This window comes from Halobacillus shinanisalinarum (assembly GCF_022919835.1).
In the GTDB taxonomy this organism is placed as follows: Bacteria; Bacillota; Bacilli; order Bacillales; family Halobacillaceae; genus Halobacillus_A; species Halobacillus_A shinanisalinarum.
In genome coordinates, this window is the sequence record NZ_CP095074.1 from 2,828,405 (window position 1) to 2,855,333 (window position 26,929).

25 protein-coding genes, 2 pseudogenes and 2 riboswitches are annotated in these 26,929 nt (G+C 42.3%); of the genes and pseudogenes, 22 read left to right on the forward strand and 5 right to left on the reverse strand.

Features of this window, described 5'->3' with window-relative positions; translation table 11 throughout:
• Nucleotides 1–24 precede the first annotated feature (24 nt).
• The 12 genes and pseudogenes from MUO14_RS14215 to MUO14_RS14270 all read left to right on the forward strand — a co-directional run bounded on the left by MUO14_RS14215 (nucleotide 25) and on the right by MUO14_RS14270 (nucleotide 11,992).
• Nucleotides 25–297: an NUDIX hydrolase gene (locus MUO14_RS14215; RefSeq protein ID WP_244751311.1), complete on the forward strand. Its 273-nt coding sequence runs from the start codon at nucleotides 25–27 to the stop codon at nucleotides 295–297.
• Between the two features lie 2 nt (nucleotides 298–299).
• The gene (locus MUO14_RS14220) at nucleotides 300–617 is read left to right on the forward strand and encodes an NUDIX hydrolase (RefSeq protein WP_244751312.1); all 318 of its coding nucleotides are present in this window, start codon (nucleotides 300–302) and stop codon (nucleotides 615–617) included.
• A 114-nt stretch (nucleotides 618–731) separates the two neighbouring features.
• Nucleotides 732–1,756 (forward strand): annotated as a pseudogene (locus tag MUO14_RS14225) (trans-sulfuration enzyme family protein); the annotation flags it as partial.
• A gap of 153 nt (nucleotides 1,757–1,909) precedes the next feature.
• Nucleotides 1,910–2,018: riboswitch (SAM riboswitch) on the forward strand.
• A 129-nt stretch (nucleotides 2,019–2,147) separates the two neighbouring features.
• On the forward strand, nucleotides 2,148–3,935 hold the full coding sequence (locus tag MUO14_RS14230) for a PLP-dependent aspartate aminotransferase family protein (RefSeq protein WP_244751313.1): 1,788 nt from the start codon (nucleotides 2,148–2,150) through the stop codon (nucleotides 3,933–3,935).
• Nucleotides 3,936–3,954: 19 nt separating this feature from the next.
• On the forward strand, nucleotides 3,955–4,938 hold the full coding sequence (locus MUO14_RS14235; protein ID WP_244751314.1) for an aliphatic sulfonate ABC transporter substrate-binding protein: 984 nt from the start codon (nucleotides 3,955–3,957) through the stop codon (nucleotides 4,936–4,938).
• 24 nt (nucleotides 4,939–4,962) lie between these two features.
• A complete protein-coding gene (locus MUO14_RS14240) occupies nucleotides 4,963–5,796 on the forward strand; it encodes an ABC transporter permease (RefSeq protein ID WP_396265603.1) in 834 nt (277 codons plus the stop codon).
• A 15-nt stretch (nucleotides 5,797–5,811) separates the two neighbouring features.
• Nucleotides 5,812–6,525 (forward strand): ABC transporter ATP-binding protein, encoded by a 714-nt coding sequence (locus tag MUO14_RS14245; RefSeq protein WP_244751315.1) that lies wholly within the window; start codon nucleotides 5,812–5,814, stop codon nucleotides 6,523–6,525.
• A gap of 14 nt (nucleotides 6,526–6,539) precedes the next feature.
• Nucleotides 6,540–8,231: an acetate--CoA ligase gene (acsA, locus tag MUO14_RS14250; protein WP_255822121.1), complete on the forward strand. Its 1,692-nt coding sequence runs from the start codon at nucleotides 6,540–6,542 to the stop codon at nucleotides 8,229–8,231.
• A 487-nt stretch (nucleotides 8,232–8,718) separates the two neighbouring features.
• Nucleotides 8,719–9,282, forward strand: a complete 564-nt coding sequence (locus MUO14_RS14255; RefSeq protein ID WP_244751316.1) for an RNA polymerase sigma factor — start codon at nucleotides 8,719–8,721, stop codon at nucleotides 9,280–9,282.
• Nucleotides 9,275–10,084: an anti-sigma factor gene (locus MUO14_RS14260; protein ID WP_244751317.1), complete on the forward strand. Its 810-nt coding sequence runs from the start codon at nucleotides 9,275–9,277 to the stop codon at nucleotides 10,082–10,084. Before MUO14_RS14255 ends, MUO14_RS14260 begins: the two co-directional genes overlap by 8 nt.
• A 138-nt stretch (nucleotides 10,085–10,222) precedes the next feature.
• Entirely contained in the window at nucleotides 10,223–11,560 is a 1,338-nt protein-coding gene (locus MUO14_RS14265; protein ID WP_244751318.1) for a copper amine oxidase, read from the forward strand.
• A gap of 198 nt (nucleotides 11,561–11,758) precedes the next feature.
• Nucleotides 11,759–11,992: a hypothetical protein gene (locus MUO14_RS14270; RefSeq protein ID WP_244751319.1), complete on the forward strand. Its 234-nt coding sequence runs from the start codon at nucleotides 11,759–11,761 to the stop codon at nucleotides 11,990–11,992.
• Nucleotides 11,993–12,179: 187 nt separating this feature from the next.
• Here the strand turns inward: MUO14_RS14270 and MUO14_RS14275 are convergent, their stop codons facing one another.
• Complete coding sequence (locus MUO14_RS14275; RefSeq protein ID WP_244751320.1) at nucleotides 12,180–12,461, reverse strand: hypothetical protein; 282 nt, start codon at nucleotides 12,459–12,461, stop codon at nucleotides 12,180–12,182.
• A 159-nt stretch (nucleotides 12,462–12,620) separates the two neighbouring features.
• Between MUO14_RS14275 and MUO14_RS14280 the strand changes: the two genes are divergently transcribed.
• Both MUO14_RS14280 and MUO14_RS14285 read left to right on the forward strand, forming a co-directional pair.
• The gene (locus tag MUO14_RS14280; RefSeq protein ID WP_244751321.1) at nucleotides 12,621–13,610 is read left to right on the forward strand and encodes a sodium:calcium antiporter; all 990 of its coding nucleotides are present in this window, start codon (nucleotides 12,621–12,623) and stop codon (nucleotides 13,608–13,610) included.
• A 187-nt stretch (nucleotides 13,611–13,797) separates the two neighbouring features.
• Nucleotides 13,798–14,436 (forward strand): uracil-DNA glycosylase, encoded by a 639-nt coding sequence (locus tag MUO14_RS14285; protein ID WP_244751322.1) that lies wholly within the window; start codon nucleotides 13,798–13,800, stop codon nucleotides 14,434–14,436.
• A gap of 61 nt (nucleotides 14,437–14,497) precedes the next feature.
• Here the strand turns inward: MUO14_RS14285 and MUO14_RS14290 are convergent, their stop codons facing one another.
• Together MUO14_RS14290 and MUO14_RS14295 are read right to left on the reverse strand one after the other, a co-directional pair.
• The gene (locus tag MUO14_RS14290) at nucleotides 14,498–15,160 is read right to left on the reverse strand and encodes a hypothetical protein (RefSeq protein ID WP_244751323.1); all 663 of its coding nucleotides are present in this window, start codon (nucleotides 15,158–15,160) and stop codon (nucleotides 14,498–14,500) included.
• Nucleotides 15,153–15,737 (reverse strand): sigma-70 family RNA polymerase sigma factor, encoded by a 585-nt coding sequence (locus MUO14_RS14295; RefSeq protein ID WP_244751324.1) that lies wholly within the window; start codon nucleotides 15,735–15,737, stop codon nucleotides 15,153–15,155. Before MUO14_RS14295 ends, MUO14_RS14290 begins: the two co-directional genes overlap by 8 nt.
• Before the next feature lie 192 nt (nucleotides 15,738–15,929).
• On the opposite strand from MUO14_RS14295, the gene MUO14_RS14300 reads away from it, so the two are divergent.
• Nucleotides 15,930–16,835 carry an SDR family oxidoreductase gene (locus tag MUO14_RS14300; protein WP_244755597.1) on the forward strand — a complete coding sequence of 302 codons (906 nt, stop codon included), beginning with the start codon at nucleotides 15,930–15,932 and terminating at the stop codon, nucleotides 16,833–16,835.
• Nucleotides 16,836–16,894: 59 nt separating this feature from the next.
• Here the strand turns inward: MUO14_RS14300 and MUO14_RS14305 are convergent, their stop codons facing one another.
• A complete protein-coding gene (locus MUO14_RS14305; protein WP_396265609.1) occupies nucleotides 16,895–17,935 on the reverse strand; it encodes a ribonucleotide-diphosphate reductase subunit beta in 1,041 nt (346 codons plus the stop codon).
• Nucleotides 17,936–17,950: 15 nt separating this feature from the next.
• Nucleotides 17,951–20,182 (reverse strand): ribonucleoside-diphosphate reductase subunit alpha, encoded by a 2,232-nt coding sequence (locus MUO14_RS14310; protein ID WP_396265611.1) that lies wholly within the window; start codon nucleotides 20,180–20,182, stop codon nucleotides 17,951–17,953.
• A gap of 229 nt (nucleotides 20,183–20,411) precedes the next feature.
• Nucleotides 20,412–20,591, reverse strand: a riboswitch (cobalamin riboswitch).
• A gap of 193 nt (nucleotides 20,592–20,784) precedes the next feature.
• Here MUO14_RS14310 and MUO14_RS14315 point away from each other — a divergent pair.
• The 7 genes and pseudogenes from MUO14_RS14315 to MUO14_RS14345 all read left to right on the forward strand — a co-directional run bounded on the left by MUO14_RS14315 (nucleotide 20,785) and on the right by MUO14_RS14345 (nucleotide 26,850).
• A pseudogene (locus tag MUO14_RS14315) lies at nucleotides 20,785–21,536 on the forward strand (class I SAM-dependent methyltransferase).
• A 13-nt stretch (nucleotides 21,537–21,549) separates the two neighbouring features.
• Nucleotides 21,550–22,230, forward strand: coding sequence for a class I SAM-dependent methyltransferase (locus MUO14_RS14320; RefSeq protein ID WP_244751325.1), 681 nt, complete (start codon nucleotides 21,550–21,552; stop codon nucleotides 22,228–22,230).
• A gap of 62 nt (nucleotides 22,231–22,292) precedes the next feature.
• The gene (locus MUO14_RS14325; RefSeq protein WP_244751326.1) at nucleotides 22,293–22,619 is read left to right on the forward strand and encodes a YnfA family protein; all 327 of its coding nucleotides are present in this window, start codon (nucleotides 22,293–22,295) and stop codon (nucleotides 22,617–22,619) included.
• 110 nt (nucleotides 22,620–22,729) lie between these two features.
• Nucleotides 22,730–23,623, forward strand: coding sequence for an alpha/beta fold hydrolase (locus MUO14_RS14330; protein ID WP_244751327.1), 894 nt, complete (start codon nucleotides 22,730–22,732; stop codon nucleotides 23,621–23,623).
• Nucleotides 23,577–24,296, forward strand: a complete 720-nt coding sequence (locus MUO14_RS14335; RefSeq protein ID WP_244751328.1) for a nucleotidyltransferase domain-containing protein — start codon at nucleotides 23,577–23,579, stop codon at nucleotides 24,294–24,296. The genes MUO14_RS14330 and MUO14_RS14335 overlap by 47 nt, the downstream gene beginning before the upstream one ends.
• 176 nt (nucleotides 24,297–24,472) lie before the next feature.
• The gene (locus MUO14_RS14340) at nucleotides 24,473–25,867 is read left to right on the forward strand and encodes an FAD-binding oxidoreductase (protein ID WP_244751329.1); all 1,395 of its coding nucleotides are present in this window, start codon (nucleotides 24,473–24,475) and stop codon (nucleotides 25,865–25,867) included.
• Nucleotides 25,864–26,850 (forward strand): bile acid:sodium symporter family protein, encoded by a 987-nt coding sequence (locus MUO14_RS14345; RefSeq protein WP_244751330.1) that lies wholly within the window; start codon nucleotides 25,864–25,866, stop codon nucleotides 26,848–26,850. The genes MUO14_RS14340 and MUO14_RS14345 overlap by 4 nt, the downstream gene beginning before the upstream one ends.
• The last annotated feature ends 79 nt before the right edge of the window (nucleotides 26,851–26,929 follow it).

The window sequence follows — 26,929 nt, forward strand, 5'->3', positions numbered from 1 at the left end:
CAATAATTAGAAATGAGTGGGGATATGAAAGAAGTGCTTAAGATCTATAGCGAATGGTTAACCCCTATTGGTGAAAAGGAGCGGGAAGAGGTTCATCGTGATGGGGATTGGCATGAAAGCTTTCATTGCTGGTTTTATAAGCATGAGGAGAATCGGAGCTGGATCTATTTTCAAAAGCGTGCAGATAGTAAGAAGGATTTTCCGTCCCTCTATGATATTACGGCCGCGGGGCACATTGCAGCAAGCGAGAGCCGAATCCATGGGGGTTACGTGAGGTTGAAGAGGAGCTTGGTTTAAATTTGTCTGAGGGTCAGTTAAATTATTGTGGATTTTACAAAGAAGAGTTGTTGCTTAAAACGATAAAAGACCGAGAAATTTGTCAGATTTATTTATTTCCATATGAGAATCATTTGAAGCTGAAGATCAATGAAGAGGTAACAGATGTAGTTCAGATTGAGCTCGAGGATTTTCTTAGTATGATCTCCAAAAAAAGCCCGAATTTACAGGCTGAATCCATCTTTACTGGCGAGCAGATCCCTCTATCTTATTCGGATTTCTGCCCTCATCATTTTGATTACTACCAATCTGTTGTACAGGCTATATTAAGTAGCCGGTAAACTATAGTTATTGACAGAATATTGTGTTGATCGATATACTTTGATGCATTCAAGTGCAGAAGGAGAGAGATTATGAGCCATCAATCATTTGATACACGTATTGTACACAACAAAATGGATCAGGGAGATGCACTAAATAGTAAATCAACTCCGATTTATCAAACATCTTCCTTTACATTTAAGGACTTAGATCACCTGGAAAGCTATTATGCTGGCGAAGCATCGTATTCGTATTCCCGTGAGAAGAATCCGAATACCGAAGAACTCGGTCAAACCGTTGCGAATCTTGAAGGGGCAGAAGCTGGTGTCGCCGCTTCTTCTGGCACCTCGGCAATTTTGGCTGGCATTCTTTCTGTAGTGCAAGCCGGTGATCATATCGTTGCTGCAGAAGATCTTTACGGCGGAACCCATCATTTGATTACAAAGGAGCTGACAAGCTTTGGCTTTGAAGTTTCAATTGTTTCATTTGCCGATAAAGAAAAGATTGAAGAGGCGATTCAGCCAAATACGAAATTGCTTTATACAGAGTCGGTCTCTAATCCTTTTCTAAGGGTGGAAGACCTAGAAGGGCTTGTAAGTCTCGCGAAGGATCATGGCCTGTACACAATGGTTGATAATACCTTTGCCACTCCATACTTATTACAGCCCTATAATAAGGGGATCGATATTGTTGTACATAGTGCAACAAAATATATCGGCGGCCATAGTGATGTGACTTCAGGGATCGTCGTTGGCAACCAGGAATTAATGGCAAGAGCAAAGCAAAAGGTGAGTGCACTTGGAGCGAACCTCAGTGCCTTTGAGGCATGGCTAACTCAGCGGGGGTAAAGACACTCGGTTTACGTATGAAACAGCAATCTGCTAATGCACAAACACTGGCAGAGTCTCTACAACAAGATGAGTTAGTTAATCAAGTATTTTATCCAGAATATGTTTCAGAGCAGGGACACGGGGCCATTGTCACGGTTGAACTTAGTGAAAAGGTTGATCTCGATCAATTCTTTCGTTCATTAGGTTGGATTAAACTAACACCGACCCTTGGTGGATTGGAAACGACTGTATCCTATCCGATTCGAACTTCACACCGCGCGTTAACGGATGAGGAGCGCGCCCTTATCGGTGTCAATGATTATGTGGTCAGACTGTCGATTGGAATAGAAGAGTCAGCGGATATCATAGCCCAGTTCAAGGAAGCCATTCATGGATCTGTAGATGAAATAGTCAAAAATGATTGACTTTTCTAATTGTTATACCTTATAATTTTTAACCATAGCCAAATTAAATAGCAAGTACTCTTATCAAGAGCGGCAGAGGGAATAGGCCCTGCGAAGCCCGGCAACCTTCAAACATCGGTTTGAAAAGGTGCCAAATCCTACAGATCAAGGATCTGAGAGATAAGAGGAGGACATGATTATTCAAACCCCTCTTCTTATCGAAGAGGGGTTTTTCGTATTTAAATCATCTTCTTTGGCCTCGCCTCAATGCCCTCTTGTCATTCAAATCTTATTTAAAACTTTAGGAGGATGTAAAATGACAAACTCATTTGAAAGCTACGATTTAAGCACGGTTTCACTTCATGGTGGGCAATCCCCGGATCCAACCACAGGTTCAAGAGCGGTACCGATTTATCAAACGACTTCTTATGTTTTTCATGACACTGATCATGCACAAAGTTTATTTGCCCTTGATGAGCCAGGAAATATTTATTCAAGAATTGGAAATCCGACAGTAGATGTTTTTGAAAAAAGAATGGCCTTGCTCGAAAATGGCGTTGCTTCTGTGGCTACAGCTTCAGGCATGTCAGCGATTGCTCTATCAATCTTAAATCTAGCAGGCTCCGGTGATGAAATTGTGGCTGCATCGAATTTATATGGTGGTACTTATAATTTATTCGCTAACACTTTGCCGCGATATGGCATTAAAGTGAAATTTGTTGACCCTGAAGATCCGGAAAACTTCCGTAATGCATTGACGGATAAGACGAAGGCTGTATTTGCTGAGACGATTGGTAACCCAAGTCTTCATGTATTAGATTTTGAAAAGGTCTCTGCAGTTGCCCATGATAATGGTGTTCCACTAATTGTTGATAACACATTTGCTACTCCTTATTCCTGTAAGCCAATTGAACTTGGGGCGGATATCGTTGTTCATTCCGCTACGAAGTGGATAGGCGGGCATGGAACAGCCATCGGTGGTGTTGTGGTTGATGGGGGAAGGTTTGACTGGACGAACGGCAAATTCCCTGTTTTCACTGAGCCGGATGAGAGTTATAACGGTATCCGTTATGCTTCTGATTTTGGCACACTAGCGTTTGTAACAAAATTACGCGTTCAATTATTGAGGGATTTGGGTGCCTGCTTAAGTCCGCAAAATGCTTTCCTATTATTGCAAGGACTTGAAACATTGCCATTACGAATCGAGCGTCATAACGATAATGCGTTAGAGCTGGCAGAATATCTTAAAGGCCATCCTGATGTTGAGTGGGTTTCCTACCCGGGGCTGAAAGAGCACCCTGCCCATTCATTAGCTGATAAGTACCTAGAAGGTGGTTACGGCTCGATTGTCAATTTTGGGATCAAGGGAGGCCGTGAAGCAGGTCGAAAAGTCATTAATAACATTGCTTTATGGTCACACGTAGCCAACGTAGGTGATGCAAAATCGCTCATTATCCACCCCGCCTCAACGACACACCAACAGCTATCTGTTGAAGACTTGGCCGCAAGTGGTGTATCAGAAGAGTTGATTCGTTTATCTGTTGGCTTAGAGTCAGTGAAGGACTTGGTGAATGACTTGGACCGTTCAATTGCAACAGCAACTGGTAAAGATACGAGTTCTGCAATTACTGAGAACGATGAAGGTGTGATCAAATGGGCGCTTCAATCTGCACAAGTAACTGAAGAGCAGGGTGGAGAACAAGTGACTCGTCCGAAGCGTTTAGCTGTTGTTGGCTTAAGCGGCAAGCCTTCTCGACCAAGCCATCGATTAGCACGTAAGATGCAGCGTCTCGGTTATCAAATTGTTCCGGTTAATCCGAGGGAAGATGCGGTGTTAGGAGAAAAAGCCTATCCAGACATTAGCTCAATTCCTTTCAAAGTTGACGTTGTTCAAATTTTCCGCAGCCCTGAAGCGGCAATTGAAATTGCTAAAGAAGCAGCTACTGTACAACCTGGGGTCTTTTGGCTGCAAGAGGGTGTGATTGCTCCAGAGGCAGCACGCATTGCCAGTGAAGCAGGCCTGCAAGTGGTGCATAATCGTTGCACCTACAAGGAAGCTCAGCGTCTAAGAGGCACGATTGATACGTATGCATGTGAAATTTAATTTTTAGGGAGGCCAGTAGATGAAAACTAAATATATATTACCCACCTTAGCATTGTTACTGACTATCACCTTAATAGGTTGTTCGAATAACGCTGAAGGTGAAAGCGGAAAACCTGATAAAGTGACGCTTGATTATGCCTACTACTCCCCGACAAGTCTCGTTTTGAAGGAAAAGGGATGGGCTGAAGAAGCATTGAAGGAAGAAGGTATTGATGTCGAATTCGTTTTAAGTCAAGGAAGTAATAAGGCACTCGAATTCCTAAACTCAAGTAGTGTGGACTTCAGTTCCTCAGCAGGAGCGGCGGCACTTATGGCAAAGGCAAATGGTTCACCGGTTGAGTCAGTGTACTTATACTCTAAGCCCGAGTGGACGGCACTTGTTACGAATGCTGATTCTAATATTTCTTCTGTTGAGGATTTAAAAGGGAAAAAGGTTGCAGCCACGTTAGGAACAGACCCTTATATTTTCTTAGTTCGAGCGTTAAAAGAACACGGGATGTCACCAGATGATATTGAACTCGTAAACTTGCAGCATGCAGACGGTGCATCAGCATTGTCTGCAGGCAATGTTGATGCCTGGGCTGGACTTGATCCACACATGGCGAGACTTGAACTCGAATCTGATGCGAAATTATTTTACCGTGAGCCCACATTCAACACTTATGGATCGTTAAACGTACGCTCTGACTACGCCGAAAAGCATCCTGAAGTTGTGAAAACGGTAATTGAAGCTTATGAAAAGGCAAGAAAATGGACGATTGAAAATCCTGAGGAAGCGGCAAAAATATTAGCAGAAGAAGCCAATATTGATTTAGCTGTAGCCAAAAAAGAAATGGAACGCAATGATTTCTCCGACCCTATTCCGGGAGAACCCTTAAAAGAAACGGTTAAAGGCGCTGGGAAGGTGTTGAAAGAAGTAGAAATCATTGATCAAGACGTGAAGATAGAAGAACTAACGAAAGAACTTGTTAACCCAAGTTTTGCAAAAGAAGTAATCCAATAATGGAGTATAGGGAGGAGTGAAGAGGTGTCAAGTCAATCAGAAACAGCCGTCAGACCTTCAGTTGAAAGTCGCGGAAAAACAAACTTTAATCCGTTCACGTCTAATTTATTTGTAGGAAGTCACCTCCCTATCGTTCTCATTATCATTTGGGAGGTTGCTTCAAGGAATGGCTGGGTGGCTCCCTATTTGCTTCCTGCTCCCTCTGTGGTTTTTGAGGAAGTAGTAGGCATGGCACAGGATGGAGAACTATGGGGACACATATCAATTACGTTATACCGCGTATTTGCGGGGTTTTTACTAGGAATGGTCGCAGCTACCATTTTAGGGGCTGCAACTGGTTATATTAGAATCGTTGAAAAGGTTCTCGATCCAATGTTGCAGGCACTGAGGGCGATCCCATCATTAGCCTGGGTGCCGCTGTTTGTTTTATGGATCGGTATCGGGGAAGCCTCTAAAATCACGCTGGTAGCTGTAGGGGTATTCTTTCCGATTTATTTAAATTTGACCTCTGGTATTCAAGGGGTGGATCGTAAGTTAATCGAAGTGGGTCGTATGTATCATTTTACAACTCTGCAGCAAATCCGCAAAATCATCTTTCCTGCTGCACTGCCTTCCTTTTTAGTAGGGGTACGAAGCGGCCTTAGTCTCGGCTGGATGTTTGTCGTTGCAGCCGAATTGCTGGGTGCAAGTCAAGGTCTTGGCTATTTAATGGTGTTTGGTCAAAACACCTCCTCCCCGGAGCTTGTCATTGGTAGTATCGTGTTGTTTGCGATCTTCGGGAAGGTATCCGACGAGATTTTGAAGCAAATTCAAATGAGAACATTGAGATGGCAAGACAGTATTGAAAATGCGTCATAGATTGGAGGAGAAATCATGCTGGCAGTTGATCAAGTTTCACGTGTTTTCCAGAACGGAAAAGCTGGCTTCAAAAACGTCAACATACGGCTAACCGAAGGCGAGGTTGTCGGTGTTCTAGGAACGAGCGGCTGTGGAAAAAGTACACTTTTACGCGTGCTTTCTGGGCTAGATTTAAATTATAAAGGGCATATTGAAACAAATGTGAGTGACCCTGAGCGTGCTTTTGGAATGATGTTTCAAGAGCCGAGGCTGATGCCATGGCTTTCAGTTTGGGAGAATATCACCTTTGGTGTGGCGAAAAAACAGAGTAGGGAGCAAGCTTTGGACTTAATCCAAACGGTCGGTCTTGAGGGGTTCGAGAACCATTATCCTAAGGATTTATCAGGCGGAATGGCCCAACGTGTAGCTATTGCCCGTTCTTTATTGAATCGTCCGGAAATTTTATTGCTGGATGAGCCGTTGAGTGCACTTGATGCGTTTACGAAGATGCAGCTCCAAGATTTGCTTCTATCAATCTTTGAAAAGCATCATACGACGACACTGCTAGTTACGCATGATATCGATGAAGCACTCTATCTATGTGACCGCATTGTCATTATGAGAGGACAGCCGGGCGGGATTCAGTCCGAAATTTCGATCGACACACCTAAGCCGCGTAGACGAGGTGACACCTATTTAGCTAATCTCAAAGAGGATATTCTACAGGAGCTAGATTTCACTAGAGTTTAAGGAGGATCGTAAACATGGCAGATGTAATTCTTCCACCAAAACGTGGGAGTCATAATATTTCTGAAGAATGGATGGAAGGCGAACCCTTCTCATGGGAACGCGTCCACCCAATATTTAGCTGGTATCAAACAGGGAAAGTAAATATGACCTATGAAGCTGTAGACCGGCATGTACTTAATGGAAAGGGTGAGAAGACAGCCCTCCATTATATTTCCGAAACGGAGAATTGGTCGTTAACCTATAGAGAGCTTCAGCAGGAAGTGAATCGCTGGAGCCATGTGTTGACGGCGTCCGGTGTTAAGAAAGGCGACTTTGTATTTGTTTTCTTACCGAAGCACCCACATTGCTACATTGCGATGCTTGCTGCGATTAATGTTGGTGCTGTTGTAGGGCCGTTATTTGAAGCCTTTATGGAAGAAGCTGTTCGCGATAGGATTAATGATTGCGAAGGAGAGTTTTTAATAGCTGACTCCAGCTTTCTATCTCGTGTCCATCGTGAAGAGATTCCGAGTTTGAAGACGGTTTTTACAACGGATAAAGAAGCAGGGGAGGCTGACATTTCGATCACAAAGGAAGCGGAGAAGGCGGATGATGAGTTCGAAACAGTCTGGGTAGATCTTGAGGATGGCTTGAATATTCATTATACGAGTGGCTCTACAGGAAAACCAAAGGGAATTATCCATGCCCATCGAAACATGATCCAGCAATATCAAACAGGTCGTTGGGTCCTTGATTTGAAGGACGATGATGTCTACTGGTGCACGGCCCATCCAGGCTGGGTGACAGGCACAGTGTATGGAGTGTTTGCCCCATTACTAAATGGAGTAACAACAGTTATTCACGGTGGCCGTTTCTCGGCAGAGGCATGGTATCAAGTTCTTGAGAAAGCGCAAGTGACCGTATGGTACAGTGCACCGACTGCCTTTCGCATGCTAAAGGCGTCAGGGGATAAGACATTAGAAAAATATGACCTTTCCTCATTAAGACACATTCTTAGTGTGGGCGAGCCGTTAAATCCTGAAGTCATTCATTGGGGAGTGGAAGCATTAAACCTAAGGATTCATGATACCTGGTGGATGACAGAGACAGGTGCTCAATTAGTAGCAAATCTGCCAACGCGTCCCATTAAACCAGGATCCATGGGGCGCCCGATCCCAGGCATAGAAGTCGCAGTCTTAGATGAGGGGGGAGAAGAACTGCCGCCATTCGAAACGGGTCATCTGGCTATCCGCGCTTCTTGGCCGTCCATTATGAAGGAAGTATGGAAGAATGAACAAAAATTTAATTCTTACTTTCCTTATGGAGAAGAGTGGTATATAGCTGGTGACCTCGCTTATTTAGACGAAGAAGGGTACGTGTTTTTCCAAGGTAGAAGTGACGACATGATTAATTCTGCGGGCGAACGGATTGGTCCGTTTGAAGTCGAAAGCAAACTCCTTGAACATCCTGCCGTGAAGGAAGCTGGAGTAATCGGCAAGCCAGATTCAGTCCGTGGCGAAATCGTCAAGGCTTTCATTGCGTTGAACACGGGTTATAAGGAAGGCGAAGAACTTTTGGAGGAAATTCGGTTATTTGTACGAGGTCGGCTGGCTGCCCACTCGGCCCCTCGTGAAATCGAGGTCATACAGGAATTGCCGAAAACTCAGATCAGTGGAAAAGTATTGAGAAGAGAGTTGAAAAAAGGTGAGATTGATCAAGCAGGGTAAGCAGGGCTAATCCCCTGCTTTTTGTTTTGCTATAAGAGAATGTTCAAAAAGTCACCAAATGATCAACGACGAATTTCTTCGTTGCTCGGTTTTCCGGTTCTCACGTATGAAAGGTATACGCTGTGGTCTTCAAAACGTTGGCCCCTCGAACTTCTTGCGATGCGCAAGGAACGTGCTTGTGTCGACTTTGTCACAAAGGTGACGATCTTTGTCGAAGTTCTCATTCGTCAACTTTTTGAACACACACCATTAATAATATAAATAAACTTTTTATTTTCCCTTTTCCCAAGTCATTAAACGTGTATACAGTAGAAAATAAGGTGGAAGAGGGCTTGAACCCTACATGACAGGGCTTCCATAAAAGGAATTTTTTAAAAAAGTGATCCAGAAGGTGATTTTTTTCGATAGCTATATAGCATACTCCCATAGAAGAAAATTATATTGCTGATATGCTATGATAGCTTTATCCACCATAAAGGAGTGTGCTATGAGCAATAAAGACTTAGGGCTCTATCACCAGATGATGGATGGCGATAAGAAAGCACTTGAATCAATATACGATAAATATGAGAAGCTGCTTTATTCATTTGTCATTAAGTTATCTGGGGATCAGACATTAGCAGAAGAGGTATTGCAAGAGGTATTCATTAAGCTATGGACGAACAAAGCAACATATGATGAAACGAAGGGGAAGTTCTCTTCGTGGATCGTAACCATCACAAGATACACAGCCATTGATATTATTCGTAAAAATAAAAATCAGACGGTTGCTTTGGAAGAGGAAACGGACCTCCCGGAACAAGTTGGGGATTCCACTGAGGATATAGTGGAGTGGAAAGAACAAGGTGATAAGATAAGGAAAGCAGTAAAAGAATTATCTAATGAACAAAAACAAATGGTGGATCTATTTTATTTTAAAGGATTAAGTCAACAGGAAATTGCTAATCAGTGTGATCTTCCACTTGGTACTGTCAAAGGCAGGATTAGACTGGCATTAAAGCATCTAAAAACACATTTAACAAACGGGAAAGGGGGCGTTAATGATGCGTAACGAATGCGAGAAAGTGATTGATTTTTTCAATAATCAGCTGTCAGATGTTGAAGAGAGAGAATTCGAGAAGCATCTGGAAACGTGTGACGATTGCCAAGAAGAGTTGGCTGAGCTTCGTGCACTTACTGAAGATTTAGCGTTCGCTTCAGAGCCCGTCAACCCTCCAGAAGGTATGAAAGATCGTGTGTTAGATGCTGTTTTTGCGGGAGAATTGAATGACACAGACGATAAAAGGTCAGAGCAAGCGGAGGGTCAGGAAGATTCATCTGTAGTAGCCTATGAACCACGAAAAGATCGCTCTGAACAAGGGTTACAACCTCGAAAAACTAAAAAACCGTGGATTTTGAGAGGATTAGCCGCGGCTTTGATACTGTCATTAGCTGGGAATTTATATGCTGTGATGAATGAAGACGAAACGGCTACTCAAGGTCCGGTGGAAGGGCCGGGAGATCCTACTCAAAGTACGGACCAAGTTACAACTAAAGTACAACTGCAAGGTACAACGAATGCTCAGGCAACTGCCTCTATGATTCAACAAGAGCATGGCGGCCTTCTTACATTGCAGGCTGAGTCCCTCGAGCAATTAGAAGGAGAAGAAGTGTATCAAGTGTGGTTGATTGAAGGAGAAACACCACATCGTGCTGGAACATTTGTAGCAAATGAAAATGGTCAAGGTGCAGTAGCTTATGCAATGGATCAACTTCCTGAAGGTACGGACTGGAATGCTGTAGCGATCTCAAGGGAACCTGATGCTACAAGCCAGGCACCACAAGGTGAAGTGATCTTACAAGCAGAATTATAATCGATTTTTAGACTATGCAGACAGTTTTTCACAACTGTCTGCAATTTTTTTGATATTTTTTAGGGGAAAAGTGATCCAAATGTAATTTGGGTTCGATAGCTAGGTGAATAAACAAAACAAGAAGGGGAGATTTTTAAGATGGATATGAAAAAAGCACTTTTTGCCGTACCTTTAAGTGTATCACTGTTACTACCTACGTCACTTGATGTTGTAAATGCTGAAGAGCACAATATGCCAACGGTTGAAACGGAAGCTGTAGAACTTCGAGCAAGCTTAGATAAATTGTTTAGTGAGCATGCGTACCTAGCTGTTGAAACAATGAGAAAAGGAGCAGAAGGAGCTGCCGACTTTGAAGCTTCAGCAAATGCTTTAGCAGCCAACACGGAAGATCTATCTGCAGCGATCGCTTCTGTTTATGGTGATGAAGCGGGACAGAAATTCCAAGATATGTGGAGCGAGCACATTGGCTATTTCGTTGATTATGTGAAAGCAACGGGCAGTGGAGATGAAGAAGCTAAGCAGATGGCTCTAGATGAGCTTGATGATTACCGGAAAGACTTCTCTCAATTCATTTCAACAGCAACAGATGGTGCAGTGAAAGCTGAAGGAATGGCTGAGGGTCTGCAAATGCATGTTAATCAGCTAATCGGAGCATTTGATGCGTATGTTGCAGGTAATTATGATGAGGCTTATGCTAAAGAGCGTCAAGCTATTGATCACATGTACGGTGTAAGTAAAGGAATGTCTAAGGCCATTGTAAATCAATTCCCAGATAAATTTAACAATACGAAAGCTGTTACGCCAGCTGCCGACCTTCGTTCCAACTTAAACCATTTGTTAAGTGAACATGTTGGTCTTGCTACGATGGCGATGCAGAATGGTCTAGATGGATCTAAAGATTTTAAAGCATCTGCACAGTCCTTAGCGAATAATACAGATGACCTAACTAAAGCTATTACTTCTATTTATGGAGAAGAAGCTGGAAATAAATTTAATCAAATTTGGTCTGATCACATTGATGATTTTGTCTCTTACGTAGAAGCAACAGCTAATGAAGACAAAGAGAAGCAAAAAGAAGCGATGAAGGAATTGGAAGATTATAGAGATAATTTTGCAATGTTCCTTGAAGAGGCTACAGGTGGTGAGGTAAGCGCTGAAAAACTAGCTCCAAGTCTACAAAAGCATGCTGATTATCTGTTCGATACTTTTGATCAGTATGCCGCAGAAGATTATGAAAAAACTTATACGACTTTAAGAGATTCTTATGCTCACATGTTTGGCGCTTCTAAAGCTCTTTCGGGAGGAATAGTTAGCCAATTCCCAGACAAATTTGCTATGGAGAATATGCCATCTGACATGCCGAAAACAGGTATGGGTGGTACAGCCGCAAACAGTGACCTATGGATCTTTGCTTCCATCCTTGCACTAGTTGGTGCAGCTGGAGTGTTCATTCGTAAACAATCTAAACAACAATAAGAAAACTAATAAGAAAGACTCAAAAAGGCTGTGCTCCTGTAAGAGGCAGCCTTTTTGCTTTATCTAATTTCTTCCACCTCAGGTCATCCAATTTATGGATGACCTGAGGTGGAAGGTTTATACAAATTATAAATGTGTTGTTCACCTGAAACTTGGGTATAAATGTAGTAGAGGACATTTGTAGAGAGGTGAGTTAGATTGTTTTATTCGGTGACACTTCAAAAGATATTAATATTTACAGGTTGGGGCATCATTATTGGGGCGATTGTAGGATTTAGTGCTGTTCTTGGCTTTGATCTTGATGGATCTGTTTTCATATTATCCATGTTTTTAAGCATTATTGGCGTATTTTTGGCAGCTATGTATGCTGAGCTTTACCATATACGTGAAGCCGTGAACAAGCAGCGAAAGGAAACAACACGAGGAAATTAAAAAATAGACAGGTCCGGCGAAAGTCGGCCTGTCTATTTTTAATTATAGAGAAAGGAAATTGCCAGAATCACAATGTATAAAATACCAGTCACGAAAATAATGATGTAACTTTGCTGGGTAAGTTTTTTAAAAATAATGTAAAAGGTGGCTATAACGACAAGCAGGATAAAAATCCAATATACGAGGTTCATGATACATACCTTTTCTTGTCCTCATCACTTAAGTACTTGGTGAAATAAGCACCAAGCACGAGTAAGGTGATTGTTAACATCCAGCTTCCTATGCCTAGCAACTCGAAGCTGAGGACAATAAAATTAACGACAGCTACCATGTAAAGGCATATGGAAGAAAGGTACATTTTGAAAGGCCCGTAAGTACCGGTACGTTGTTTGTATTTTTTTGCTCTTTTAATTACTATGAATAAACTAATGATAAAAGCAACTATAAATAAGGTTTGAATCAGTGTCATAAACGGCCCTCCCTATTATAATCATACTGCTCTTGTGTCATTTTTTTCAAGTTTATATAGAAACAAATTACTGTTTTGCTGGCATCATTTACTTAGTTTGAGTGAGATTAATGTAGGGAACCCTTACATAACAGGACAATCTCTATAGGAGACACATCGATGAACAGTTTATTAATCATATTATTATTTTTGTTGTCAGGTGCGGCAACATTTTTTATAGCTTCAAGGTTATCTGTGTTTGGTGATGCTGTAAAGGAGAAAAGTCAGTTTTCCTCCGCCTTTATGGGAGTGATCATTGGCGTAGCTGTTTCCCTGCCTGAGTTAACTTCAAGTATAACAGCTATTGCCATAGATTCTCCTGATCTTGCAGTAGGGAATTTAATTGGCAGTAATTTATTTAACTTAATGGGTCTGGCTATATTTGATCTTGTTTACCGACGTCATCAAATCATGGATCATACAACACGTGAGAGTAAGCTGTATGGTTGGCTTGTTGTTGCTATGACGCTTATTGTAATGGTGGGATTAATACTAACTCTTCCTGCCCATTTTTATCATATAAGTTATACAACGATCATAATGACGTTGCTCTATTTTATTGGAACAAGGTGGATAAATCGCCGGACAAATTACCAGGGTCGAAAAGCAAAAATGGAAAATAGCAAGTACACAGACTACACGTATAAACAGGTGTTGAATCGCTTTGTTTTAGCTGCGGTTGGAATTATGATCATGGGTACTATTTTAACAGTTGCTGCAGAGAGACTTGCTGTGATTACAGGACTTGGCGCTTCGTTTGTAGGATCTTTCCTTGTGGCAATTAGTACATCTTTGCCTGATGCGGTGAGTGTAGGCGTTGCATTAAAGCTTAGAAACTTTAATTTAGGTGTTAGTTCTTTAATAGGAAGTAATGCATTTAATCTAATGATTTTAGCTTTTACGGATATCATTTATCTGCAAGGAAATTTGTTAAAGGAATCGAGCTCTGCAAACTTAATTACAGGTGGGGTCTCGGTTGTGTTCATGCTATTCATCATTTATAGCATAACCCGTCGAAAAGTAAGATCAACATGGAGTTATATGATGCCTTCGATTCTAATTGTCTTGTGTTATTTTGTAACGACATACGCGGTCTTTCAACTTAGTTAAGCAAACTCGCTGCCGTTAACTGTTAATTACAACGAGCTTGTCGCTTTAATGAGCTTTTACCCCTTTCTTTTTCCTGTGAAAGGGGACCGCTAATTCCAATTACCCAATCAATTCCACCTCAGGTCATCCAGTTTTTGGATGACCTGAGGTGGAGGAAAATGGAAAGGCTAGTAGGGAGGTGGAATGCATGGAACTTCCGGATTGGCTGCTGGATAAGGCTAGAGAGAAAATGGAGCCCTATCATGTTGAAGGGTTTGTACTTGGACAAGGCAATGAGAATGCAGAGGTCGTGATCGTGGGTGAAGCACCTGGGGAGAATGAAGCGGTAAAAGGGGAACCTTTTATCGGAAGAGCAGGTGATGAACTTGATAAGCAACTAGCCTATGTGGGACTTAAAAGAGAAGACATCTATATTACGAGTGCTGTGCGGAGCCGACCGTATAAGTGGGTGAAAACGAATAAAGGTGGGGAGCGTAAAGCTAATCGTAAACCTAATAAAAAGGAAGTCTTAGCACATGCGCCTATCTTAGATTATCAGCTTGAAAAACTATCACCTTCGCTCATTATTACCTTAGGTGGAGTTGCTTACGAACGTTTAACAGGTCGAGGAGATAAGCTGGCAGACGTCCTTGGTCAGGTGATCGAAACACCTATCAAGGAGCTTCGGAATGAAGAATATCGGCTTTCCTATAAATCGTTTAGCATTTTTCCAATGTATCACCCTGCAGCCGTTTTCTATAATCCTAAAATTAAAGGAGATATTTATGCTTCATTAGATAACCTTAAAGCCTATTTGGCTGATCACAATCTTATAGAAAAGTCATAGAGAAAAACTTCCACCTCAGGTCATCCAAATTTTGGATGACCTGAGGTGGAAGTTAATGGGTTTATTGGGCGGCTGGTAAGGGTTCTTTTTTTTCGAAGATGAAATAGCCTTGTTGGCTGATTGAGCTTGACCCGATACCTGTACTTCGCCTGCTTTGAATGGCAATTTTATTGGAGGCATCCGCCCCTTTAATGCTGTAAATATCTGCTTCAGGGAAAAAGGCATTATTTCTTTGTTGTTCTTGCGCTGTACTTGTTTTCACTGTGCCAATGACTTTGCTAAGCTCTGTCTCTGTTACGCGCTTTCCTGTTTGCACGAACATGTGGTCATCAAACATGACGTAAGTCTGGCGAACCATTGTGGATCTCTGTTTCTGTTCAGAGATTTCCGTACCACTTGTTTGTTGAATGGATTGGACATTTGTGCTTGACTCGATAGGTTGCTGCGCTTTATGCTCAGTGACTAAGGATCGCTCTGAGAGCGGAACAGCCTTATGCATAGCTGTTTCGGAAGGTTGGTTGGTTACCTGGAAGCAGAGGAAAGCGATGGCAGCTACAGCAGGCATGGGGAAGGTGAACTTCATCCATTTTTTCACTGGCCTTTTCGTCGGCTGATGAGTGACTTGATGTACCATATTCTCAATATCGGGTTTTCTCATGGGAACCTTCTGATATTTCATATTATGATCCATTTTCTTTAATCGATGATCTAGTAAATCATTCATCTTGTGAACCTCCTTCTGAGGTCAGCTGTTCTTGCAAAAGCTGACGTGCCCGCCTTAGTCTCGTTTTAACTGTGTTCGGACTGACTTTTAACACATGGGCTATATCTTTCACATCAAATTCCTCAAAATAATATAAGATAATCATTTCTCTATACTTGTTATCCAATTTAAGAATCTGTTCAAGAAGCTCTTCATCCTCACTTTTGTTGACTAGATACTCCTCTGGTGTGGCGTGTGGGGAAGGGATACTACGGAAAACTTCTGTACTTTTCTTGATCACTCTTTTAATGTAGGAACTCTTAAGATGATCCTTACATAAGTTTATCGTTATTTTATAAAGCCACGTTTTAACACTAGATTGTTGCTTAAACGTTGAATATTTTTGGTAGGCTTTAATGAACGCTTCCTGGGTTAGGTCTTCAGCTAAGGAGTGGTCCTTCACATATGAGTAGGCGAGCCATTTGAGATCATGGCCGTACACGTGAATCCATTCTTCAACTAATTCATTAATAGTTGGTTCAGTTTGCTTATCATTTGGCAGTTGTGGAATATCCTCTGTTTGCTCTTTGCTAATCAACTTGTCCCACCTCATAGAATAGACGACACCCCTCTCATTAAGGTTTTTATATAATGAAAAATATATGGATTCCTATATGACTTAGTTTAACACAGGATTCCCTATTGATTTTACATAGTTGGAAATTAGAAGGGGTAAATAATTGATTTTTAGGGGAAATTAAAAGGATACTTTTTACTGGAGGGAATAATGATGTACCCTAAATACCCTTACTACAAGAAAATCACCGAGACTAAACAACAGCCATTGACCTTCAAACCCCAACATCAAGACCAACAGCCTGGGATTGAAACTGCTATGGATCCAAAGCCAATTATTGAAAACCCCGATTATAAGGGCAGTGAAAAATTAAAAAATAAAGTGGCCATTATTACGGGAGGAGATAGCGGAATTGGTGCATCTGTCGCGATTGCCTATGCGAAAGAAGGAGCAGATCTGGTTATTCCGTACTTTTATGAGTATGAAAATGAGGATGCATTCCGAACAAAAAAACGGATTGAAGAACTTGGACGCAAGTGTCTTCTCATAACGGGTGATCTTAGGGAACCGAAACATTGTGAAAGTGTTATCAATCAAACGATTGAAAGCTTTGGCAAGTTAAATATTCTTGTCAATAATCATGGTGTTCAATTTCCGCAGGCAAGTTTAACTAATATTACAAATGAACAATTTGACGACACATTTAAAACCAATATTTACTCCTTCTTTTACTTAGCAAAAGCTGCACTGCCACATTTAAATGAAGGAGATGCAATTATCAATACGACGTCTGTTGTGGCTTATGAAGGCAACAAACAACTCATTGATTACACAGCTACTAAAGGAGCTATTGTAGGCTTCACCAGTGCCTTGTCACAAAATGTTGCGGACAAAGGCATTCGAGTGAATGCTGTTGCGCCTGGGCCGATTTGGACACCGCTTATTCCAGCGAGTTTTTCCAGGCAGGATGTTGAAAAGTTTGGTGCGGACACTCCGATGAAAAAGGCAGGGCAGCCGTTTGAGCTCGCCCCAGCCTATGTATATTTATCCTCTGATGATTCATGCTACGTCACTGGTCAAGTGATCCATGTAAATGGAGGAAAAATGGTAAGTTCGTAAATAAAACCCACCTCAGGTCATCCAAATTATGGATGACCTGAGGTGGGTTAATATTCCATTTATAGGTCATCAAAGCCGTTGTCTTCTGATACTTTGGTGTATTGTCTTGATTTCTGTTCGAAGAAGTCTGATTTCCCTTCGTCGACTTCTTGATAGGCACGAATCCACTTGAGCGGATTCTCTTGATAGCCGGGAAATGGCTTTTCAGCACCCATTTGGCTGCACCGATTGTTGGCCATAAACCGGATGTAATCTTCAAGGTCGCCAATCGGAATTCCTGGGAAGCGATCGCCAATAATATGATGGGCCCACTTAATTTCAAGCTCCGCCGCTTCAGCAAACGTCTCCGTCACAAATTGCTCATACTCGTTACGATCAAGCTCTGGATTTTCAGTCAACGTTTCCTTGAAGATTCGCGTAAACAAATTGACATGAATCTGTTCATCACGATTAATGTAGTTAATCATTGTACTCGTCGATACCATCTTCTGATTGCGTGCCAAATTGTAGAAGAACGCAAAACCCGCATAGAAGAACAATCCCTCAAGTACGACATCATATACCAGTGATTTTAGAAAACTCTCTAATGTAGGCTCATCAGAGAAAGCTTGGTAGCCGCCAGTTATAAATTCGTTCCGCTCAACCAATACCTCATCATGTTTCCAATATTCAAAAATACGTTCCTGCTCACTTTGATCAACGAGCGTCGATAGCACATAAGAGTAGGATTGATTATGGACAACTTCCTGAAAAGCCAGCACTTGCATGAGTGCCGACAAACTCGAGTCAGTTAGATAGTCCGTAATCTTCCCGGCATAATCAGTTTGGATTGAGTCAAGGAACGCAAGCAAACCAATAATCTTTTTAAAAGAAGCCTGTTCTTGCTCCGTTAACTGAGGCCACTGTTTTAAATCATTGCTCATATTAATTTCATTCGGAATCCAAAAGTTCGAGAGCATTCGTTTGTACATGGGGTAAGCCCAAGAATAACGGGTATCGTCCCAATTGAGTACGTTTGAGCTTCGGCCGTTAACAATTCCTGTTGAAGCATTTGGTGCTTCACGATCGACAAGCTTCCGCTTATGAATGGCAGTATCCAATTCCATCAACCTCCTTTAGGATGAGCAGCTCTCACAATCGTCATATTCCCCTTGACTAGAGGTGGAGCGCGTATAGTAAGTCGTCTTCAATCCCTGTCTCCAGGCATCTAAATGTATAGCAAGCAGTTCTTTAGCTTTAATCGAATTACGAACATAGATATTAAATGATATCGACTGATCCACATATCTCTGGCGCACGGCATTTTGCTTTATGCTTGTATGCTGATCAATATCGTATGCTGATTTATAATACCAATACGTTTCTGTGCTTAAATCAGGGGCCGTCACAGGAATCTTATAATCCTTTTTCTCCTCGGAATAAAACTTTTTGAAAATCGGATCAATGCTTGCTGTGCTACCGGCAATGATTGAGGTACTGGAGTTCGGAGCCACAGCCATTAAGTATCCATTACGCATTCCCCTCTCGGCCACGTCACGTTGTAGCTGCTCCCAGTTCCAACTACTATCTTGATCAAACGACCGTTTAACAAAAAATGCTCCTGTATCCCAGTCCGACCCTTCAAATAATGGATAACTGCCTTTTTCACGGGCAAGTTGACTGCTGGCAAGGATGGAATAGTAAGCAATTCCCTCATACACTTCCTTCGTATAGTCAACTGCTTCATCTGATTCCCAGGCGATTTTTTTCTGAGCAAGTAAGTGAGCCCAGCCAAACGTACCAAGGCCGATGCCGCGGTAGGATTGATTCGTCAGTTGTGCCTGCTTCACTGGAATTGAATTTTGATCAATGACATTATCAAGCATCCGGACTTGGATCGGAATCAGCCTTGCAAGAACTCCAGCTGGAACCGCGCGCCCTAAGTTCACACTCGATAAGTTACAAACAACGAACTCACCTGGTTCTTGAACAGTAATGATCTTGCCATCCTCAACATATTGTTCTTCCTGGACAGTAGGACTTTGATTTTGGGTAATTTCTGTACACAAATTACTGCAATACACCATCCCTTTATGACTGTTCGGATTCATGCGATTAACCTCATCACGGTAAAACATGTACGGTGTTCCCGTTTCAAGCTGGCCAATCATGATCCGCTTAATAACATCGATCGCGGGCACGGTTTCTTTTGACAAATCAGGGTTATCAACACAAGCGTAATAACGCTGTCGAAACGAGCCATCCCCACGTGTTTCGTCAAAATAATCCTCAAGAGAAAAGCCCATTACGGAGCGGACCTCATGCGGATCGAATAAATACCAGTCTTCACGCTTCTCAACAGCTTCCATAAACACATCCGGAATCGAGACTCCCGTAAACAAGTCATGTGTCCGCTGCCGTTCATCACCATTATTCAACCGACTGTCGAGAAACGGAAAAATATCCTTGTGCCAAACATCAAGGTAGACGGCAACCGCACCTTGCCGCTGACCGAGCTGGTCCACACTGACAGCTGTATTGTTAAGCTGCTTCATCCACGGCAGTACCCCAGAGGAAACACCTTTAAAGCCACGAATATCACTACCGCGGCTGCGAATTTTCCCTAGATAAACACCAATCCCGCCACCATGCTTACTCAAATTTGCAACGTCCGTGTTCGTATCATAAATCGACTGCAGGCTGTCGTCGACGGTATCAATAAAGCATGAGCTCAGCTGACCATAACGTTTCCCTGCATTAGCCAGGGTTGGCGTTGCCACTGTCATATAGAGATGACTCAAGGCCCAATAAGATTCTTTTACCAAATCTAACCGTTTTGAACGATCCTCCTGTGCCATTAACGTCATCGCAATGATCATAAACCGCTCCTGAGGAAGCTCAAACATATTACCAGCTTTTGACCTTGCCAAATAACGATCTCCAAGCGTCTTTAAGCCAATATAAGTAAACAAATGATCACGACCAGGCACAATCGCCGCTTCTAGCTCCTCGATTTCCTGTTTCGAATAAGAAGTAAGTAGATTTGTACTATAAATTTCCTCGTCCATTAACAACTCAATCAAATGATGCAACCCCATATAAGGCTCGCTCATCCCGCGGTTACGGTTCGACGCCTCATACATCATCTCAAGCTGCATCCTCGCCGCGAGAAACGTCCAATCCGGCTCTGTCTCACTAATCTCCGCCAAACACTCCAAGATCAATGCCTTCGCCTGCTCCTCGTGCCCCATCTGGCCCAGATTCATCGAAGGTAGCTTGTCCAACAATCGCTGCACATCAAGCGACAGGAAATTTCCCTTCTGACGTTCCAACCAATCTTGCCAATCTAATGTATGTACCATCTCCATCAAATCACTCCTTTAAAACAGCTTTTGAAAAAGGTCATGTGAGAATCCCTGATGAAAAAGGGTACGCCACATCACAATCACGCTGTCTGAATAATTAGCCATAAAAAAATCCGCTCATTAAAATTGAGCGGATGAAACCATGAAACGAAGGCGTGCACGTCCCAAAAGAGCAACTGAAAACGCCTGTTCATTCCATCGCTTCATCTTCTCAATCCCCGAAGAAGTAGAAACTTTCGTGCGTAGAAAGACAGGTCTCCTGACTTAACGCTCATTTCTACTCCGGTCCTTCCCATGCACGCAGGCACAGTGGATTATCCGTTTCTAGAGCGATAACAGTTGCGGGGGCAGTTCCGGACTTACACCGGATTCCCTATTAAGCCTAGTGGCATCTTCTCTTCGCTAATACAATATATAGTGTTGTTTTAATATTTCGTTAGCTTATCTTGTGTTTTTATCATAACGAAGATTGTAGAACCGCGCAATAGTTTTTTTGACGAATGGGAATAAAGAAGGGGAAGTTTAACGATCAAAGAGGAATAGATTCAGACATGTAGAATTACTAATACGAGGGAGTTATGTGAAAGAAGAAGGAAGTGACTATATTGAATGAAAAACAAGCAATTGACATGAACCGAACTTGCTGGAATACGGTTGCACATCACTACAATGGAATCGATGCACTACCGAACTATGGACCGTTCGTTCAAACAGAAGAAGAGCTTCAGCTTTTTGATGTAGTGGAAGGGACGTGTGTTCTCGATATAGGGTGTGGCAGCGGCCATTCGTTAAAAAGTATGAGTGAGCAAGGTGCGAGTGAGCTCTGGGGGTTGATCTATCACAGGCACAAATTGATACAGCAAAACAGACATTGAAGGATGATAAGGTTAAGCTTCGTTGTGCTCCAATGGAAGAAGCGGGTATAATTCCCACAGATCATTTTGATGTTGTATATTCAATCTATGCGCTTGGTTGGACGGTGGATTTAAAACAGACTCTCCAATTGATTTTTTCTTACCTGAAAGCAGGGGGAAGCTTGATCTTTAGCTGGGAGCATCCCTTTTATCCTGTAGTGAATGCAGAAGATGGCAGGCTTGTCGTTGCGAACCCTTACGAGGCAAAGGAGGATCGTTTGATCGAAAGCTTTAAGGGAGAAGAAGCGGCAGCTATTTTGCCAAAAAGAAAACTTAGTACGTACATAAACGAACTCATCCAGACAGGCTTTCAGATTGAGAGAATCATAGAAGGGGAAGTGGATAGTCATGAGGAAAAGGAAGAATACTCTGAGCGTTATTACTCTTTATATAAAGCGCGTATGATTCCGGCAACTTTTATAATCAAGGCACGCAAACCATAGGAGGCAAACACGAATGAATTCATTTAATTGGCATCAGGAAGCAGAGAAACAATGGGATGGACGAGCAGAATTTTGGAATGCCAACAGTAAGAATATGTGGGATGAGGGCAGTAGGAAAACAATTATTCCTTTTTTACAAAACCATGTGGAAGCAGGTAGTAAAGTAGCTGACTTAGGATGTGGCGATGGATACGGGTCCTACAAGCTTGAAAAGGCAGGATATACCGTGACAGGACTTGATATTTCCGAGGATATGATAAAGCGGGCTAAGTCCCGTCTTGAGAAAGACAATCTGAAGTTCATTCAAGGCGATCTCGTCAATCTTCCTTTTGAAAAAGAGAGCTTTGATGCAATTATGGCTGTGAACAGCCTTGAGTGGACAGAAGTACCCTTCAAGGGGCTGGAGGAAATGAAACGCGTACTTAAACCAGGAGGGAAGCTTTGTATCGGGGTATTAGGTCCAACTGCGAAGCCTAGAATGAATAGTTATCGTCGCGTTTATGGAGAAAAGGTAATTTGCAACACAATGATGCCATGGGAGCTTGAACAAATGGCTGGGGAAACAGGCTGGAAACTTAAAGACGGACATGGTGTGTACAAACGTGAGGTGGAGAAGGAAGACTTGTCTGGTTTACCCGTCGAACTTCAGCAAGCGCTAACGTTTATGTGGGTGTTTATTTTTGAAAAGGAATAAAAGGTTACTATTGGTTGTTTAAGGAATTACGTCTGCTGTAAATAAAAGAGGTGGAGTTTAGAATGTTCATGGTGGTTATACTGTTCCTTTTAGCTGGACTAGCTGAAATTGGCGGTGGGTATCTCATTTGGCTTTGGCTTAGGGAGGGTAAACCTTTTTATTGGGGGATAGTTGGCGGATTTTCCCTAGTTATGTATGGAGTGATCGCTACGTTTCAAACCTTTCCTTCTTTTGGAAGGGTGTACGCAGCCTATGGAGGAGTTTTTATTATATTATCCCTCCTTTGGGGATGGCTAATTGATAAAAAAACACCAGATGCATATGATTGGATTGGCGCGGTAATATGTTTAATAGGAGTGTCTGTGATGTTGTGGGCACCCCGGAACTAGTTGTACCTATTGGGGGTAGATTCCTTAGTTGGTGGGCTCTCCTTCAAGAATGTAGACTATTTCATGTAAAACGGAGGACCCTAGAAACGTATATGGAGGTGCTTAAATCTATGCCGGCTTACCACGTTGAAAAGGTTGGACAGGGAGAACCGTTAGTTTTTCTTCCTGCAGGTGGATTTACTGGGAACGAGGGAATGAATATAGCGGAATATCTCCAAGACGATTATGAAATACATATGATAGACTTGCCTGGTTTTGGAAGAGGGAAGAAGCACGCAGGTCGCTGCACTTCACTCGATATGGCCAAGTGGCTTGCTGACTACCTCGACCAGGAAGGGATCAAGGTAACCAATCTGGTGGGACATTCACTTGGCGGGGCATTAACTTTGGCTTTTGCTGTTCACTTCCCCGAACGAGTGAAAAAGCTTCTCCTGCTGGATCAAGGACACAAATCCTTTCCCAGAATCCCAACCTCTGAATATGGGGTATTTGCGTTTGCTTTTCCATTAATGAATCGATTCGTTCAACTATTTGGGCGCACCTTTTTGAAAAGACTTGAACCGCTATTCTCAGGTGGAAATGCGGATGAGGATTTTGAAATGAAAGTAAGTCAATTTTGCGATCAAGTGTTGATCAAGGATACCTCTTATGTAAGGACAGCTCTGAAACAACCTAGCAGCCTCACAGCGGAAGGACTTCAGCTAATGTTCGGTTTCTATAACTTGAATATCCTAAAACTTCTAAAGAAAGTTACCGTGCCAACTTATCTGGCCTATGGTTCTTTTGAAAATATAAATGAAAAAGAACGTAAAATTACATACAAAAATATCCGTAAGCTGAAGAGGAAAGCACTCCCTATTGAATACAGGAAAGTGAGGGGAGGGCATTATGTGCATTGGAGTGATCCAACACTGCTTCCCGATATGAAAGCTTTCCTAGAAAGGAGGGGGAAGGAAGATGAAGCAACGACCACATCCAATAGAATCAGCGAAACAGTTTACTAAGAAATACTTCCCTAACTGTACAGGAGCATTACTTTCCGGGAGTGTTGTGCGCGGGGAAGAAACAGCAACATCAGATTTAGATATGGTTATTTTTGAGGAAGGCTGCAAGAACTCTTATCGAGAATCACTTGTTGATCAAGGATGGCCGATCGAATTGTTTGTACATAATTTGAGTTCCTATAAGGAATTTTTTAAGAGTGATGTAGACCGCGGCAGACCATCTTTGCCGAGGATGGTGGCAGAAGGAACCATAGTAAAAGAGCACCCCTTTATTTCTGCTGTTAAAAAAGAAGCGGAGCAGCTTTTGGTGAAGGGTCCTGAAGCATGGACTAAGGAAACGATTGAGGTAAAGCGTTATTTTTTAACTGATGCCTTAGATGATTTCTTGGGTAGCACTAAACGAGAAGAGGATTTATTCATTGCCCCAGTGTTAGCGGAACTAATCATTGAATTCTACTTAAGAACAAATCAACAATGGGTCGGGCATTCAAAATGGGCGATACGCGCGTTGAGGCAATACGATGATAAGTTTGCTGACCGAATAGTGGAAGCCTTCGACACATTTTATAGGATGGGGGATAAAAGGCAAGTGATAGCTGTTGCAGACAGCGTGCTAGAAAAATATGGAGGGCGTTTGTTTGCAGGGTATTCAATGGGAAAAGGGGAGAGCTAAGGATCTCTGGAAAAAGAGGATTTTACTAAAAAAGTCGAGCATTCCTATATCGATGTAATGGTTCATTCTCTAAGAGTAGTGGATAAAATGTTACTAGCTTTCTTTATAATTGACTGATTATTTAGTATAATTGTAGTTAATAGCTTTAGCTCATCTTGATAGAAGGAGATTTACATATGAACTTAACAGAGAGCAACTTATATGAAGAATTAAGAAGATTCTTGCAAGACCACCAAGTAACGAAAAATGAAACACAGATTGAACAACATAGTCATGATGAATCTTATCATAAAGCCAGTTCTCCGGATTTGGTCGTTTTTCCAGAGAGTACCGACGAAGTGAGCGCAGTTGTTAAAGTGGCAAATGCGTATAAGACACCGGTCGTTCCCTATGGACTTGGAACCAGTTTAGAGGGTCATGTTATTCCATATCAACATGGAATTACGATCGACTTTTCCCAGATGAGCAAAGTGTTAGAGGTTAGGGAAAAGGATTTTTTAGTTAAAGTTCAACCAGGCGTCACGCGGTCACAGTTGAATAAGGAACTCAAGAAATATGGGCTTTTCTTCTCGGTTGATCCAGGTGCAGATGCTACGCTAGGTGGTATGGCTGCTACTAACGCTAGTGGGACGACGTCTGTCAGATACGGTGTTATGCGTGATCAAGTACGTGATTTAGAAGTCGTTCTTGCTGAAGGGGAAGTAATCCATACAGGTAACTTGGCACAAAAGTCATCGTCAGGCTACAACTTAAATAGTCTTTTTGTAGGTTCAGAGGGGACGTTAGGCTGTATTACAGAATTAACGTTAAAGGTTTACGGGATTCCTGAGCATGTTGTTGCAGCAAGGGCCTCGTTTAGAAGCGTGGATGATGCAGTTGAAGCTGTCGTCTCCATTTTGCAGGCAGGTGTACCAATTGCTAGAGTGGAGCTTGTGGACGAACCGTCGATGAAGCAAGCCAACCTGTTTAGTGAAACGAATTACAAAGAACAACCTACTTTATTTTTAGAATTTCACGGTAATGAACCAGGGCTGAACCATGACGTAGAATTTACTAAAGAAATTGTAAAGGATCACCACTGTGAAGCCATTTATTTTGAGGATGATAATGCAGCAAGAAATCGCTTATGGGAAGCGAGACACAATCTTGCCTATGCTTATGTACATGGAAATCCAGGTAAAAAGTTGATGGTTACAGATGTTTGTGTGCCGATTTCGGAATTGGCCGGTGCGATTAAACACGCCAGAGAGCAGGTGAATGAATTAAACCTTAATGGGGGAATTCTCGGTCATGTAGGTGATGGAAACTATCACATCCTGCTCATGATGGATATGGATGATCCAGAAGAAGTGAAAAAAGCGGAACAGTTGAATGAGCAAATTGTTGAATATGCTTTACAACGTGGCGGTACCTGTACAGGTGAACATGGGGTAGGGTTTGGAAAAATGAAATATCAACACAAAGAACATGGACAAGCGTTACAAGTAATGGAGAAAATCAAGCTAGCCCTAGACCAAAGAGAGATTCTTAATCCTTACAAGCTCGTTCATCAAAAAAGGAACAGCTTATGAAACTTCTAGAAGCAATCAGCAGCTTAGCAGGAAAGTATTTTGCCTTTTGGGTTATTGGTGTGGCTGTTGTAGCCTACTTTGTACCGGAACCTTTTCTCTTTCTAAATAGTTACATCACCATTCTTTTAGGGGTTGTAATGTTTGGAATGGGGCTTACACTTAAACCAGTGGATTTTAAGTTAGTCATAAGCAAACCGCTGCCTGTAATCATTGGAGTGTTCGCCCAATTCTTAATTATGCCGCTAATAGCACTCGCGATTGCATTTGCACTGAATCTGTCAAATGAACTCGCTGCAGGGTTAGTGTTATTAGGTTCAGTACCTGGTGGAACCGCCTCTAATGTAATGGTTTACTTAGCCAGAGGGAACCTCGCTCTATCAGTGGCGATGACGTCCTTTTCTACATTGCTTGCCCCTATTGCCACGCCACTGATTTTATTGGCGCTGGCTGGACAGTGGTTACCTGTAGATCCAATTTCCATGTTTATTTCGATCGTTCAAGTCATCATTATTCCAATAACGCTCGGTATTATTATTAGGAAGATACTCCCGACAGTCGTTGATAAAAGCAGTTCGGCAATTCCGCTTATCTCAGTAATTGCCATCATTGTTATCGTATCCGCAGTTGTATCGGCAAACGTTGAGAGCATTGCTGCGTCAGGACCGCTTATTTTCTCAGCTGTTATGATTCATAATCTATTAGGGCTTCTACTCGGATATGTGGTCGCATTGCTTATGAAGTTAGATGAAAGCAAACGGCGCGCTATTTCAATAGAAGTTGGGATGCAAAATTCTGGGCTTGGTGTAGCCTTGGCTGCTGCACACTTTGGTCCGTTAGCCGCGTTACCTAGTGTCATCGCAGCCGTATGGCACAATATATCTGGACCGATTTTGGCAACATTTTGGTCAAAAAAACCGGTGGATAGCGAGGAAGATATACCAATCAACCCTATCGAGCCCGTGATCAAAAATGCGGGGGAATAGGCAGGACAAGGTTGCAAACTCACTCGGAATTTTGTAGCCTTTTTCTTGTTAGAACATCATGATGGTAAAATATATGTAG

Excerpts from the sequence above, each read along its gene's own strand:
- MUO14_RS14215 (WP_244751311.1), top strand. The coding sequence starts at position 25 with ATGAAAGAAGTGCTTAAGATCTATAGCGAATGGTTAACCCCTATTGGT.
- MUO14_RS14230 (WP_244751313.1), top strand. The coding sequence starts at position 2,148 with ATGACAAACTCATTTGAAAGCTACGATTTAAGCACGGTTTCACTTCAT.
- MUO14_RS14235 (WP_244751314.1), top strand. The coding sequence starts at position 3,955 with ATGAAAACTAAATATATATTACCCACCTTAGCATTGTTACTGACTATC.
- MUO14_RS14245 (WP_244751315.1), top strand. The coding sequence starts at position 5,812 with ATGCTGGCAGTTGATCAAGTTTCACGTGTTTTCCAGAACGGAAAAGCT.
- acsA (WP_255822121.1), top strand. The coding sequence starts at position 6,540 with ATGGCAGATGTAATTCTTCCACCAAAACGTGGGAGTCATAATATTTCT.
- MUO14_RS14255 (WP_244751316.1), top strand. The coding sequence starts at position 8,719 with ATGAGCAATAAAGACTTAGGGCTCTATCACCAGATGATGGATGGCGAT.
- MUO14_RS14260 (WP_244751317.1), top strand. The coding sequence starts at position 9,275 with ATGCGTAACGAATGCGAGAAAGTGATTGATTTTTTCAATAATCAGCTG.
- MUO14_RS14265 (WP_244751318.1), top strand. The coding sequence starts at position 10,223 with ATGGATATGAAAAAAGCACTTTTTGCCGTACCTTTAAGTGTATCACTG.
- MUO14_RS14275 (WP_244751320.1), bottom strand. The coding sequence starts at position 12,461 with ATGACACTGATTCAAACCTTATTTATAGTTGCTTTTATCATTAGTTTA.
- MUO14_RS14280 (WP_244751321.1), top strand. The coding sequence starts at position 12,621 with ATGAACAGTTTATTAATCATATTATTATTTTTGTTGTCAGGTGCGGCA.
- MUO14_RS14285 (WP_244751322.1), top strand. The coding sequence starts at position 13,798 with ATGGAACTTCCGGATTGGCTGCTGGATAAGGCTAGAGAGAAAATGGAG.
- MUO14_RS14290 (WP_244751323.1), bottom strand. The coding sequence starts at position 15,160 with ATGAATGATTTACTAGATCATCGATTAAAGAAAATGGATCATAATATG.
- MUO14_RS14300 (WP_244755597.1), top strand. The coding sequence starts at position 15,930 with ATGTACCCTAAATACCCTTACTACAAGAAAATCACCGAGACTAAACAA.
- MUO14_RS14310 (WP_396265611.1), bottom strand. The coding sequence starts at position 20,182 with ATGGAGATGGTACATACATTAGATTGGCAAGATTGGTTGGAACGTCAG.
- MUO14_RS14320 (WP_244751325.1), top strand. The coding sequence starts at position 21,550 with ATGAATTCATTTAATTGGCATCAGGAAGCAGAGAAACAATGGGATGGA.
- MUO14_RS14325 (WP_244751326.1), top strand. The coding sequence starts at position 22,293 with ATGTTCATGGTGGTTATACTGTTCCTTTTAGCTGGACTAGCTGAAATT.
- MUO14_RS14330 (WP_244751327.1), top strand. The coding sequence starts at position 22,730 with ATGCCGGCTTACCACGTTGAAAAGGTTGGACAGGGAGAACCGTTAGTT.
- MUO14_RS14335 (WP_244751328.1), top strand. The coding sequence starts at position 23,577 with ATGAAGCAACGACCACATCCAATAGAATCAGCGAAACAGTTTACTAAG.
- MUO14_RS14340 (WP_244751329.1), top strand. The coding sequence starts at position 24,473 with ATGAACTTAACAGAGAGCAACTTATATGAAGAATTAAGAAGATTCTTG.
- MUO14_RS14345 (WP_244751330.1), top strand. The coding sequence starts at position 25,864 with ATGAAACTTCTAGAAGCAATCAGCAGCTTAGCAGGAAAGTATTTTGCC.